Genomic DNA, 12,225 nt, shown 5'->3' with positions numbered 1-12,225 from the left:
TTATTTTCCCTTTATGTGTAGATCTGGCAGGGAGTTTGACGCGGTCTCCGTACGGGCGGCGGTCCGCGCGATATTGCGGGCCATGCCGCCGAACACGACGGCGTGGAACGGGGACACCGCCCACCAGTAGAGGTGACCGAGCAGTCCGTGCGGATGGAACAGGGCGCGCTGGCGGTACCGGGTGCGGCCGGCCTCGTCCGTCTCGGCGTACATCTCCAGCCAGGCCAGACCCGGCAGCCGCATCTCGGCCCGCAGCCGCAGCAGCCGGCCCGGCTCGATCTCCTCCACCCGCCAGAAGTCCAGCGAGTCACCGGCCCGCAGCCGTGCCGCGTCCCGCCGTCCCCGGCGCAGTCCCACGCCCCCGACCAGCCGGTCCAGCAGTCCGCGCACCGCCCAGGCGAGCGGGAAGGAGTACCAGCCGTTCTCTCCGCCGATGCCCTCGATCACCCGCCACAGGGACTCCCGGGAGGCGTCCACGGTCCGCTCCCGGCGGTCCGTGTAGAGGCTGCCGCCCGCCCAGTCCGGGTCGGTGGGCAGCGGATCGCTGGGCGCGCCGGGCACCGACGCCGAGGACCACCGGGTCGCCACATCGGCCTCGCGCACCCGTTTCAGGGCGAGCCGTACCGCCTCGTCGAAGCCGATCGGATGACCGGGCGGATCGGGCACGTACCGCGCGATGTCGTGCTCCCGGCAGACGACCTCGTGCCGCAGCGACTCGGTGAGCGGCCGGGCGACGGACGCGGGCACCGGCGTGACCAGCCCCACCCAGTGACTGGACAGCCCCGGCGTGAGCAGTGGCACCGGGACGATCACCCGGCGCGGCAGCCGGGCCACGGCCGCGTACCGCACCATCATCTCCCGGTACGTCAGCACGTCCGGGCCGCCGATGTCGAAGGCCCGGCTGACCTCCTCGGGCATGCCCGCGCAGCCCACCAGGGCACGCAGGACGTCGCGCACCGCGACCGGCTGGATCCGGGTGTGCACCCACTGCGGGGTGACCATCACGGGCAGCCGTTCGGTGAGATGCCGCAGCATCTCGAACGAGACCGACCCCGAGCCGATCACCACCGCGGCCCGCAGGACGGCCGTCGGCACCCCCGAGTCCAGCAGGATCCGGCCCACCTCCGCCCGCGACCGCAGATGCGGGGACAGCTCCCGCGCGGGAACGCCGGCCGGGGTGAGACCGCCGAGGTAGACGAGCCGCCGTACGCCCGCCTCCCGCGCCCGCGTGCCGAAGATCCGCGCCGCGCGGCGGTCCGTCTCCTCGAAGTCGTGGCCCGACCCCAATGCGTGCACCAGGTAGTACGCCACGTCCACGCCCTCCAGCGCCGCGGCCACCGACGCGGGATCGGTGACGTCGCCGCGGACCACCTCCGCGCGGCCCGCCCAGGGCTGGTCGCGCAGCCGGTCGGGTGAACGGGCCAGACAGCGCACCCGGTAGCCGGCGTCCAGGAGTTCGGGCACCAGCCGTCCGCCGATGTAGCCCGTCGCGCCGGTGACCAGGCAGAGCGGTCCCGGCCCGGTGCCGTTGTTCGATGCCGCCGTCACGGTGTCCTCCTCGCGTCGGGTGATGTCCTGCGACCAGTTGTCCGCAATCACGGATCGGTACAACCCGACTCCCGTTCGGCGCGCGCCGCAACGCGTGCGCGCGCTCGGCGCACGGCGGCGCCGAGCCGGCCCCGCACGTGCCGTCGGCGCCGACCGAAAGGTCCAGGCCACGATGACTGGTCTAAACCCTTGACTGGTACAGACCAAAGCGGTTGAGTGTGCTTTCACACCCCCCACCACGGCCGCCCCCACAGCCGTGACCGGCTTCGCCGGCACGTGCGGGCGAGGCCTCGCACCAGCATGCCCTCGCCCGGGAGCGGCCGTGTTCCGCAAAGGAGTTGATCCCTTGTCGAGAAGACGCGTCGCCGCTCTGATCGCCGCTCTCGTCCTCGCCGGCAGTGCCCCGATACTGCTGCCCGCGGCCTCCGCCTCCGCGGCCTCCTGTTCCAGCTATCCCAACTGGGTGGCCGGTCGGTCGTACAACGCCGGTGACATCGTGCGCTACACCGACGGCCGGGCGTACATCGCCGAACACGCCAACCCGGGTTACGACCCGATCATCAGCACCTGGTACTGGGAGCCGTACGCCTGCGACGGCGGTTCGGACACCCCCGCCGGCACCTTCGTCGTGTCCGAGGCGCAGTTCAACCAGATGTTCCCGGGCCGGAACTCCTTCTACACCTACAGCGGGCTCAAGGCCGCGCTGAGCGCCTACCCCGGCTTCGCCAACACCGGCAGCGACACGGTGAAGAAGCAGGAGGCCGCCGCCTTCCTGGCCAACGTCAGCCACGAGACCGGCGGTCTGGTGCACGTGGTGGAGCAGAACACCGCCAACTACCCCCACTACTGCGACTGGGGCCAGCCGTACGGCTGCCCGGCGGGCCAGGCCGCCTACTACGGCCGCGGTCCGATCCAGCTCAGCTGGAACTTCAACTACAAGGCCGCGGGCGACGCGCTCGGCATCGACCTGCTGGGCAACCCCTGGCTGGTGCAGAACGACGCGGCCGTGGCCTGGAAGACGGCCCTGTGGTACTGGAACACCCAGTCCGGCCCCGGCTCCATGACCCCGCACAACGCGATGGTCAACCAGGCCGGCTTCGGCCAGACGATCCGCAGCATCAACGGCTCCCTGGAGTGCGACGGCCGTAACCCGGCGCAGGTCCAGAGCAGGGTGAGCACGTACCAGCGGTTCACCCAGATCCTCGGCACGTCCCCCGGCGCCAACCTGTACTGCTGACGCCCTCCCCGATCCCGCTCCGGGCGTCGCCCCCGGAGCGGGACTGGCGCGTGCGGTGGTTTTACGTATAACCTCTCCGGTCAATCCCACCTGTGAGAGGTCACGATGAGAAGCGTTCCCCTGGTCACCCTCGTCGTCGACGACTACGACGAGGCGATCCGCTTCTACACCGAGGCCCTCGGTTTCCGGCTCGCCGAGGACGCGCCCCGGCCGGACGGCGGCCGCTGGGTCGTCGTCGAGCCGGACGCCGGGCACACCGGCGCCGCACTGCTGCTCGCCCGTGCCGAGGGGGAGGCCCAGCGGGCCCGGGTCGGCGACCAGACCGGCGGGCGCGTGGGCTTCTTCCTGCACACCGACGACTTCGCCCGCGACCACGCGCGGATGACCGCCGCCGGCGTGACCTTCCTGGAGGAGCCGCGCCACGAGCCGTACGGCTCGGTCGCCGTCTTCCAGGACCTGTACGGCAACCGCTGGGACCTGCTCCAGCCCACCGCTCCCTGATACGTCCCGGCGCCGCCCCCGATCCGTCCCGTCGCCGCCGAACCACCCGCTGAGGAACCACCGCACATGTCATCTACGCGCATAGACGCCGAGACCCTCCGCCGCCTCCCCAAGGCGGTACTGCACGACCACCTCGACGGCGGGCTGCGCCCCGCGACCGTCGTCGAACTGGCGGAGGCCGTCGGTCACACCCTCCCGACCACCGACCCCGACGAGCTCGCCGCCTGGTATGTCGAGGCCGCGAACTCCGGCGACCTGGTCCGCTACATCGCCACCTTCGAGCACACCCTCGCCGTGATGCAGACCCGTGAGGGCCTGCTGCGCACCGCCGAGGAGTACGTGCTCGACCTGGCCGCCGACGGAGTCGTCTACGGCGAGGTGCGCTACGCTCCCGAGCTCAACACCAGGGGCGGGCTGACCATGCGCGAGGTCGTGGAGACCGTCCAGGAGGGCCTCGCCGCCGGTATGGCCAGGGCGGCCGCAGCCGGGACGCCCGTCCGGGTCGGCACCCTGCTCTGCGGCATGCGGATGTTCGACCGGGTCCGCGAGGCCGCCGACCTGGCCGTGGCCTTCCGGGACGCCGGGGTCGTCGGCTTCGACATCGCCGGAGCCGAGGACGGCTTCCCGCCGGCCGACCACCTCGACGCCTTCGCGCATCTGCGCCGTGAGAGCGTGCCCTTCACCATCCACGCCGGTGAGGCCCACGGCCTGCCCAGCATCCACCAGGCGCTCCAGGTGTGCGGCGCCCAGCGCATCGGGCACGGCGTGCGGATCACCGACGACATCGTGGACGGCAAGCTGGGGCGTCTGGCCGGCTGGGTCCGCGACCGCCGGATCGCGCTGGAGATGTGCCCCACCTCCAACCTGCAGACCGGCGCCGCGACCTCGATCGCCGGGCACCCCGTCACCGCGCTGAAGGACCTCGGCTTCCGGGTCACCCTCAACACCGACAACCGTCTGGTCTCCGGTACCACCATGACCCGCGAGATGTCCCTGCTGGTCGAGCAGGCCGGCTGGACGGTCGAGGACCTGCGCACGGTCACGGTGAACGCCGTGAAGAGCGCCTTCCTGCCGTTCGACGAGCGCAACGCCCTCATCCGCGACGTCGTCCTGCCGGGCTACGCCTCGGCGCTCTGAACCAGCCCCCGCGCGTACGCGGCCTGTCCGACGTGCTGCAGATCGTCGGACAGGACGCTGATCAGCCGTACGCCCAGGGTGACCGGCGGATCCCAGCGCTCGTCGACGATGCGCTCGAGGTCCTTGGCCGTCAGCCCGCGCAGCGCCCGCACGGTCCGCTCGTGCACGGCGTCGTGGTAGCCGGTCAGCAGGTCACCGGAGCCGACCCGCACCTCGGCGACCTCCGCCGAGGTGTGGCCGTACCCCGTGTCGGCGCGGGGCAGCCCGAGGCCCAGGCGCTTCTCCCAGTCCTGCGAGAGCCACACCTGGTCGAGCCCGAAGGCGTCGGCGATGTGGTCGTCCTGGACCCGGGTGAGGTGCCACACCAGCCAGGTCACGGAGTTGGCGTCGGGGCCGGGCCGGGCGTTGAGCGCCTCGGGGCCGAGGCCCTCCACGACGGCGTGGACTTCTTCCCGGACGCGACCGAAGCCGTCGATGAGGATGTCCTTGGCATGCATGCCCCCAGCCTCGCGCATCCGCGCGCCTCACGCGCCCCCGTCGCCCAGCAGCGCCATCAGCGCCCGCGCCGCCGGACTGGCCGCCCGCGGTGACGGCACCAGGGCGACTGTCTCGTACACCGCCTCCCCGGTGTCCTTCAGCGGGAGCGCGGTGAGGGCCTCCCGCTTGTGCCGGAAGTGCCTCGGTACGACGGCGACGCCCAGGTTCTCGTCGACCAGGTCGAGCAGGCTGTGCACGTCGTTGACCTCCAGCGCCACCGTGCGGCGTACGCCGACGGCGGCGAACGCGGCGTCGGTGGCCCGGCGCGGACCCCAGTCCGGGTGGAAGTCGACGAACACCTCGTCGGCGAGGTCGTGCGGGGTGAGCGGCGCCCCGGCCCGCGCCAGCGGATGGTCCGGGTGGCACAGCACGGTCATCGGCTCGCTGGTCAGGGGCAGGGACCGCAGCTGCTCCGGATCGGCCTCCGTGCGGTAGGCGAACGCCAGGTCCAGCCGCCCCGCCGCCACCTCCTCCGCCAGCGCGGCCGAGCCCCACTGCCGCAGCCGGATCTCCACGTCCGGGTGGAGCCGGCGGAACGCGGCGAGCAGCTCCGGCACGTTCACCCCCGCGATGCACTGCTCGGTGCCGAGCGCCAGGGTGCCGCGCAGCACGCCCTGCACCGCGGCCACCGCCTCGTGCGCGGCGCGCACCTGCGCCAGGATCCGCTCGGCCTCCGCCAGCAGGGCCCGCCCCGCCTCCGTGAGGGTCACGCTGCGGGTCGTCCGGACGAACAACGGCGTCTGCAGCTCCCGCTCCAGCGCGCGGATGGACGCGGACAGGCCCGACTGGGAGACCATCAGCCGCTCCGCCGCGCGGGTGAAGTGCTGGTCCTCGGCCACGGCGACGAAGTGCTGGAGGTGACGCAGTTCCATGATTGAGAAGCGTATCCGCTGAATTCCATCGGATTCTTCTGTTGGACCACTGCCCGCAGGTCACGACAGAGTGGAGGGACGGTTCGACGGAACCGTCAGTCATGCGTGCCAACCCCTCTGGAGTCGTGTTGTACACCGCCCATCCCGACCGTTATGCGGACATGCCCTACCGGCGCACCGGACGCAGCGGCCTGAAGCTCCCCGCGCTCTCGCTCGGCCTGTGGCACAACTTCGGTCCCGACCGTCCGGCCGAGACCCAGCGGGCCATCCTGCGCCGCGCCTTCGACCTGGGCATCACCCACTTCGACCTCGCCAACAACTACGGGCCCCCGCCCGGCGCGGCCGAGTCGGCCCTCGGCGAGGCGCTGAAGACGGACTTCGGGCGGTACCGCGACGAACTGGTGATCTCGACCAAGGCCGGCTACCTGATGTGGCCCGGCCCGTACGGCGAATGGGGCTCACGCAAGTCCCTGCTGTCCTCGCTGGACCAGAGCCTGGGCCGGATGGGCCTGGAGTACGTCGACATCTTCTACTCGCACCGCTTCGACCCGGAGACTCCGCTCGAGGAGACGATGGGCGCGCTGCACTCGGCGGTCCAGCAGGGCAAGGCGCTGTACGTGGGCGTGTCCAACTACTCGGCGGAGCAGACCCGCGAGGCCGCCCGCATCCTCGGCGAGCTGGGCACCCCGCTGCTGATCAACCAGCCCCGCTACTCGATGCTCGACCGCCGCCCGGAGGACGGGGGGCTGATGGACGCCCTGGACGAGCTCGGGGTCGGCTCCATCGCGTACTCGCCGCTGGAGCAGGGCCTGCTCACCGCCCGCTACCTCGACGGCATCCCGGAGGACTCGCGCGCCGCGAGCGACAGCCCCTTCCTGAACAGCGACGCCGTCACCAAGGAACTGGTCGGCCGGCTGCGCACGCTGAACGACATCGCGGCGGCACGCGGGCAGAGCCTGGCGCAGCTGGCACTGTCCTGGGTCCTGCGCGGCGGCCGCCTCACCTCCGCCCTGGTGGGGGCGAGCAGCCCCCGCCAGCTCGAGGACAGCGTCGCGGCCACCCGCAACCTCGACTTCACCAAGGAGGAACTGACCCGCATCGACGCGGCGGTGAAACGGTAGAGCACCGACGCCGGGCACCGCGCCCGTCCGCGGGCTGTCGCGCCGCCCGGCGGCACGACAGCCCGCGGACGGGCGGAAGTGGGCTACGCCCCCGCGGGGACGCGGTCCAGGAAGCCGTATACCGCGCGGATGCGGGAGTCCTTGGTGAGCGTGATCACGTCGGACCCCGCGACCGGCGCCGAGCCTCCCCCAGAGGGGGTGCCCCCAGCCGCGTTCACCAGTTCCCACGAGAAGCGGGCAGTGTCGTGATGGCCGTCCACGGCACCGGTGAGCCGGAACTCGAAGCCCGGGAACTGCTCACGCACCGCCCCGATCATCGCGCTGATCGCCTCGTGGCCGGCGGCGTCGGCCAGCGGGTCGGTGTAGCTCCCGTCCGCGGTCCAGACGTCGGCGACGGCCTTGGCGCGCGCCTGCGCACCCTCGGCGTTCCAGGCCTCGAAGTAGCGGGCGACGACGGCGTCGTAACGGTGGGCGGCTGTGGTCATGGCGAATCCCCCAAGTGAGATCGTGTCTGCCGTTCGGACACCCCCACAGTGCCCGCCACCTCGCACGGACGTCGATTACCCCCGAGGTCATATGCCGTCCGTCGGCCATCACCGCACGGTTTCGGCCACACCTGGCGGTGAATATGCCAGGAGTCTGGCCGGAAACACATGGTGACAGTGTTTCAGAGGTGAACATACTCGACAATGAGAGCGCTTCACGCCGCGCGACGGCGCACTCACGCACAGCATGCGAGCCACGAGGCGGGCAGCCGGCCCGGCCCGGCGGGCGAGCGACGCAGCGGGGGAGGGAATGTGCACGACGAATTCCTGTGCCATGTCACCGCCTACGGAGTCTGTGACGGCCGGCGCATCGGCGTACCGCTCGGAACCTACCGGGCGCCCACCCTCGCCCTCGCCCTGTGGTGGCTGCGCGACCGTGCCCTGTGGATCGCCGAGCGCCTCGACCCACGGCCGGACGCCGAGCACGTACCGCCGGGTGCGCTCGTCCCCGTCGCCGACGACGTGCCCGACGTACCCGATGTGCTGCGCACCTGGTGCGGTGACGTCGCCCGGCAGGAGGAGGTGGCCGAGACGCTCGCCGCCGGACGGATGGTGCGCCTCGCGACCGGCGACGAGACCACCGAGTACGAACTGCTGGCCGAGTCCGTGGACGCCCTGCGCATGCAGCGCGCCGCCCGTGGCCTCGGTGTCCCGGTCGCCTGACCGGCCCCGCGTCAGCGTTCGGCCCCCGCACCCTCCGTACGGCGTACCGCGCGCGCCAGGAACGCCCCCGCGAACCCGGCGGCCAGGCCCCACAGCAGGGCAAGTCCCAGAGCGCCCCACAGCCGCGGCCTCAGCAGCACCTGACCCGACAGGCCCTCGCCCAGCTCGCCGATGCCGAGCAAGGACAGGCCGACCCGCGCGGAGATCCGCACCATCAGGCAGATCATCAGCACGGTCAGTGCCAGCGCCACCGCCATGTTCACGGCGTGCTGCCAGGCCCGGACCCGGGCGGGGGAGCGGGCCGCCATCACGAACGCGGCGGCACACAGCAGCACCGCGCTCACCACCGGCAGCAGCCACCACTTCCCGCCGTCGTGTTCGGTGAGGGTGCCCAGATTCAGAGCGGAGACGTCCGGGGTCCGCAGCACCTCGTCCAGCACATGCGGCATGGGCAGCCCGAACGGCCCCTCCACCCTGCCGTCCCAGGTGGCGCCGAGCCCGATCGTCAGCGCCAGCCAGACCACGTTGGGCAGCCCCAGCAGGATCACGGCGAACGTGTCGGCCGGATGCCCCCGGGTGGCGGCGACGACCAGCGCGATCACGAGGCCGATGCCGACGGCGGCCAGCAACAGCAGCACCATCGCGTACGCCGCCGGCCGCAGCGACGTCCGCAGGCGCAGCAGCCCGGCCGGCAGCGGGGCGCCGCGCGCCACCATCAGCGCCACCAGCAGGACGCCCGCCAGCCACACCAGACCGATCAGGACGGTCGGCGCCACATCGGTGGAGAACCCCACCACCGGTCTGATCCCGAACAGATCCCCCAGGTCGCCCAGCGGGCCCTCCCCGAGGGACAGTTCGTACGTGTGCCGTGCGGCCAGCGCGAGACCGAGCACCGCGAGCAGCCACAGTACGGCGATCCGTGCCGCCCACCCCGCCAGTTCCGGCGCCCCCGCCACCGCCCGGTGCCGCAGCGGACGTAGGAACCCCCAGCCGGCGACCAGCGCCCCGGCGAGGGTGACGGACAGTGGGATCACCGTCAGACCGCCCTCCGTTCCGGCCAGTTCACCGGCGTCCCCGGAGAGCTTCACCGAGCCGCCGACCGCCGTGACCAGGGTCGCCGCCAGCACCCGGGGGAACGAGTCACCGGGGAGGTCCGTGGCGCCGGCCGCCCACAGACCCAGCGCGGCCACCACACCCATGACGACCAGCGCGCCCAGGACCGTGGCGAGGGCCCCCGCCCAGCCGTGCCGGGCCGCCGGAGGGCCGGAGGCGGTACGTGCGTTCACTCCTGCACGCTAAGCAGCCCCGGCCCGCCCCGCCCGCCGGGAGACCCTAACCGGGATGCCCGTGGCCCGTCCGGATCACCAGGGCGTGATCGCCGAGGCCCAGCAGCCGCCCGGCCGGCAGTTCGCCGCGCGTCGTCAGCACCGCCTCGATCCGGGCGGTGGCGGGATCGAACGCCGCGTCGAGCACGGTGCCGCGCTCCTCGCCGCACTCCGTCAGCACCCTGCTGCCCACCAGGTCGTGATGGGGCGGGACCCCGGACGGGTCGCCGGCCGGGCGCGCGATCAGCAGGTCCGGGCCGACCGCGCCCAGGGCGTCCCACGCCACCACGGCGTCCTTGCGCATCCGCCCGCGCCGTACCCGTACGTGCGTGACCTCCCCGGAGCCCGCGTCGACCGTCAGGGCGCGCACCACTCCCACCCGGTCCGCGTCGCCCAAGGTCAGCACGGGCAGCCCGCGCACCCGCGAGAACAGCATCATGAGGCCGCCCTCCCGCCGCGGTCGTGGTACGCGCCGACCCGGGCGGTGAAGGCCGGCAGGTCGTCGGTGACGTACGTCGTCGCGTGCGCCGGGATCACCAGCGTCCGGCCGGAGACGCTCAGCGCCTCGCCCCGCGGCACATACACCCGGTGCCTGCGGTGCCGGGTCCCGTGCACCAGCTCCCGGTGCGCGGCCAGCCGGAACGCGACGAGCCGCCCGCTGGTGCCGCCCTCGACCAGGACGTCCAGCACCGTGCCCACCAGATCTCCGTCGTCGGTCATGACATGCGCCCCCAGCAGCCGCCCGCGCAGGGCATCACGGCGCGCCACCGACAGCGGCAGCGCGCACAGCGCCCCCTCGTCACGGACCATCACCGCGTGCCGGCCCAGACAGTGCACCGCCGCCCACGGCAGATCCCGCGGCAGCGGGCCCGACAGCAGGGTCCGGCCGGTGAGGGTGAAACTCGCGATCCGCCCGGCCTCCGGGTCGAACACCGTGTCCTTGACATGCGCCACCGCGTCCCCGCCCAGGGTGACCACGGGCAGCGTCGTCAGGCTCCGTACCGCCGTCAGTGCGTTCATGGCGCCCCTTCCGCCGTTCCCGGCGGAAAACCGGGTTCCCCGCCCCGCGAGGCCGCACACCGATCAGGGTGGAGTGCGGAGCGGGAGTCGGGGTACCAGGACTGGTGCAGATTCGTCCGGCACGCCCGGCTTCGCAGAGAGAAACGCATGATCTACCACCTGGACGGGGCAGTGATAGCGACTGGTTTCGACGTGCCCGTGGAGCCGCTGCGGCGCGCGGCGCACTTCACCGGCGAGCCGGGATGCATCGCCGAGGCGAGGACGTTCGCGGCGCAGTTCCTCCAGCAGCTCAGGACCGAATGGTGCGCCGTCGTCGACGAGCGCGCCGACGGCGCGGTCCTGCTGGTGGTCAGCGAACTCGTCACCAACGCGGACCGGCACAGCGAGGGGCCGTACATCCTCGAGCTGGAGGGCACCGACACCGCGCTCACGGTGACGGTCTACGACAGCAGCGCCCGTCTGCCCCGGGTCTTCCCCCGCGACCCCGAACGCGTCGGCCGGCACGGCCTGGAGATCGTCCGCGCACTCGCGAGGGACGTCAGCGTGGAACGCGTACCGGTCGGCAAGCGCGTGTGCGCGGTGCTGCCCCTCGTCGACGCCGGCTGACGTCCTCTCCCGCCGTCAGGCGCAGCCGAGTTCGCCCAGCATGCCCTCGCGCAGCCGCATGATGATCCGCTTGATCAGCCGGGACACATGCATCTGCGAGCAGCCGAGCCGCTCGCCGATCTCCGCCTGCGTGGCCTCCTCGACGAACCGCAGATGGATGATCTCCCTGTCCCGTTCGCTGAGCTCGGCCATCAGCGGGGCGAGCGACTGGAAGTCCTCGACGAGGCGCAGCCCCTCCTCCTCGACACCGATGAAGTCGGCCAGCACGGCCTCGCCGTGCTCCGGGCCGTCACCGGTCAGGGCCGCGTCCAGCGACGACGAGTTGTACCCGTTCGCCGCGATCTGTCCCTCGATGACCTGCTGCTCCGTGATGTTCATCAGAGTGGCGAGCTCACCGACCGTGGGTTCCCGGTCCAGCCGGCTGGCGAGCTCCTCGCGCGCCTTCGCCAGTTCCACCCGCAGCTCCTGGAGCCGGCGCGGCACATGCACGGCCCACGTGGTGTCCCGGAAGAAACGCTTGATCTCACCGACGATGTACGGCAGCGCGAAGGAGGTGAACTCGACCTCGCGGGACAGCTCGAACCGGTCGATGGCCTTGATCAGACCGATCATGCCGGTCTGCACGATGTCGTCCATGTCGTCGCCCCGGCCGCGGAACCGCCCGGCCGCGAACCGTACGAGGGACATGTTCATCTCGATGAGGGTGCTGCGCGCGTACTGGTACTCGTGCGTGCCCTCCTCCAGTTCCGCGAGCCGGCGGAAGAACTGGCGGGACAGCTGCCGTGCGTCGCGCGGGGCCACGGCACGCGGGTCCGGCACGTCCCGCCCGTCCGCGTCACCCGTCCCGGCCCCGGAGTGCTCCTCGAGCGTCTGCGCCTGCGACCGGATCACGGCGGTCTTCATTGCCTCTCCCCACGAACGTCACCGGCGGACATGTACCTGAGCCCTGCGAGTACCCAGGTCATGCGAGACCATGCCCACCATCCTCCGAAAGGATCGAAAAAATGGTGCGCACCCGTCGTCACTCGTACGTCCCATGGTACGGCGGAGCGGCCGCGGCCGCGCCCGGTGCGGCTTCACTCAGGGCGGAACGCCGGTCCCTTCCCCTCGGCA

14 protein-coding genes are annotated in these 12,225 nt (G+C 72.2%); 6 read left to right on the top strand and 8 right to left on the bottom strand.

Going from position 1 to position 12,225, the window contains the following annotated elements:
• A complete protein-coding gene (locus tag ACGFR9_RS27605) occupies positions 1 to 1,548 on the bottom strand; it encodes an SDR family oxidoreductase (protein WP_393213329.1) in 1,548 nt (515 codons plus the stop codon).
• Positions 1,549 to 1,894: 346 nt separating this feature from the next.
• Between ACGFR9_RS27605 and ACGFR9_RS27600 the strand changes: the two genes are divergently transcribed.
• The 3 genes from ACGFR9_RS27600 (at position 1,895) to ACGFR9_RS27590 (ending at position 4,423) form a co-directional block, all read left to right on the top strand.
• Positions 1,895 to 2,785 (top strand): glycoside hydrolase family 19 protein, encoded by an 891-nt coding sequence (locus ACGFR9_RS27600; protein WP_393213326.1) that lies wholly within the window; start codon positions 1,895 to 1,897, stop codon positions 2,783 to 2,785.
• 105 nt (positions 2,786 to 2,890) lie between these two features.
• Positions 2,891 to 3,286 carry a VOC family protein gene (locus ACGFR9_RS27595; RefSeq protein WP_393213323.1) on the top strand — a complete coding sequence of 132 codons (396 nt, stop codon included), beginning with the start codon at positions 2,891 to 2,893 and terminating at the stop codon, positions 3,284 to 3,286.
• 66 nt (positions 3,287 to 3,352) lie between these two features.
• Positions 3,353 to 4,423 carry an adenosine deaminase gene (locus tag ACGFR9_RS27590; protein ID WP_393213320.1) on the top strand — a complete coding sequence of 357 codons (1,071 nt, stop codon included), beginning with the start codon at positions 3,353 to 3,355 and terminating at the stop codon, positions 4,421 to 4,423.
• Here the strand turns inward: ACGFR9_RS27590 and ACGFR9_RS27585 are convergent.
• Positions 4,405 to 4,920, bottom strand: a complete 516-nt coding sequence (locus ACGFR9_RS27585) for a DinB family protein (protein WP_393213317.1) — start codon at positions 4,918 to 4,920, stop codon at positions 4,405 to 4,407. The genes ACGFR9_RS27590 and ACGFR9_RS27585 overlap by 19 nt on opposite strands.
• 27 nt (positions 4,921 to 4,947) lie before the next feature.
• Positions 4,948 to 5,832, bottom strand: a complete 885-nt coding sequence (locus ACGFR9_RS27580; RefSeq protein WP_393213314.1) for a LysR substrate-binding domain-containing protein — start codon at positions 5,830 to 5,832, stop codon at positions 4,948 to 4,950.
• Between the two features lie 128 nt (positions 5,833 to 5,960).
• On the opposite strand from ACGFR9_RS27580, the gene mgrA reads away from it, so the two are divergent.
• Complete coding sequence (gene mgrA, locus ACGFR9_RS27575) at positions 5,961 to 6,953, top strand: L-glyceraldehyde 3-phosphate reductase (RefSeq protein ID WP_393213773.1); 993 nt, start codon at positions 5,961 to 5,963, stop codon at positions 6,951 to 6,953.
• A gap of 83 nt (positions 6,954 to 7,036) precedes the next feature.
• Here mgrA and ACGFR9_RS27570 read toward each other — a convergent pair whose 3' ends face one another.
• Positions 7,037 to 7,438: a nuclear transport factor 2 family protein gene (locus tag ACGFR9_RS27570; protein ID WP_393213311.1), complete on the bottom strand. Its 402-nt coding sequence runs from the start codon at positions 7,436 to 7,438 to the stop codon at positions 7,037 to 7,039.
• Positions 7,439 to 7,750: 312 nt separating this feature from the next.
• On the opposite strand from ACGFR9_RS27570, the gene ACGFR9_RS27565 reads away from it, so the two are divergent.
• Entirely contained in the window at positions 7,751 to 8,161 is a 411-nt protein-coding gene (locus ACGFR9_RS27565; protein WP_393213308.1) for a hypothetical protein, read from the top strand.
• A gap of 11 nt (positions 8,162 to 8,172) precedes the next feature.
• On the opposite strand, the gene ACGFR9_RS27560 is transcribed toward ACGFR9_RS27565, so the two are convergent.
• Genes ACGFR9_RS27560 through ACGFR9_RS27550 form a run of 3 tightly spaced genes read right to left on the bottom strand, consistent with a single transcriptional unit; the run spans position 8,173 to position 10,506 of the window.
• On the bottom strand, positions 8,173 to 9,447 hold the full coding sequence (locus ACGFR9_RS27560) for a streptophobe family protein (protein WP_393213305.1): 1,275 nt from the start codon (positions 9,445 to 9,447) through the stop codon (positions 8,173 to 8,175).
• A gap of 46 nt (positions 9,448 to 9,493) precedes the next feature.
• Positions 9,494 to 9,925 carry a PRC-barrel domain-containing protein gene (locus tag ACGFR9_RS27555; protein ID WP_393213303.1) on the bottom strand — a complete coding sequence of 144 codons (432 nt, stop codon included), beginning with the start codon at positions 9,923 to 9,925 and terminating at the stop codon, positions 9,494 to 9,496.
• Positions 9,922 to 10,506 carry a PRC-barrel domain-containing protein gene (locus ACGFR9_RS27550; protein ID WP_393213300.1) on the bottom strand — a complete coding sequence of 195 codons (585 nt, stop codon included), beginning with the start codon at positions 10,504 to 10,506 and terminating at the stop codon, positions 9,922 to 9,924. The genes ACGFR9_RS27555 and ACGFR9_RS27550 overlap by 4 nt, the downstream gene beginning before the upstream one ends.
• A 147-nt stretch (positions 10,507 to 10,653) precedes the next feature.
• Between ACGFR9_RS27550 and ACGFR9_RS27545 the strand changes: the two genes are divergently transcribed.
• Positions 10,654 to 11,112, top strand: a complete 459-nt coding sequence (locus tag ACGFR9_RS27545; RefSeq protein WP_393213297.1) for an ATP-binding protein — start codon at positions 10,654 to 10,656, stop codon at positions 11,110 to 11,112.
• 15 nt (positions 11,113 to 11,127) lie between these two features.
• Here the strand turns inward: ACGFR9_RS27545 and ACGFR9_RS27540 are convergent, their stop codons facing one another.
• Positions 11,128 to 12,015, bottom strand: a complete 888-nt coding sequence (locus ACGFR9_RS27540) for a SigB/SigF/SigG family RNA polymerase sigma factor (protein ID WP_393213294.1) — start codon at positions 12,013 to 12,015, stop codon at positions 11,128 to 11,130.
• Positions 12,016 to 12,225: the final 210 nt, after the last annotated feature.

Source organism: Streptomyces sp. NPDC048584 (genome assembly GCF_043199595.1).
Classification (GTDB): domain Bacteria; phylum Actinomycetota; class Actinomycetes; order Streptomycetales; family Streptomycetaceae; genus Streptomyces; species Streptomyces edwardsiae.
Note: the sequence above shows the minus strand (reverse complement) of the source record. Positions and strands in the feature narration are given on the sequence as shown.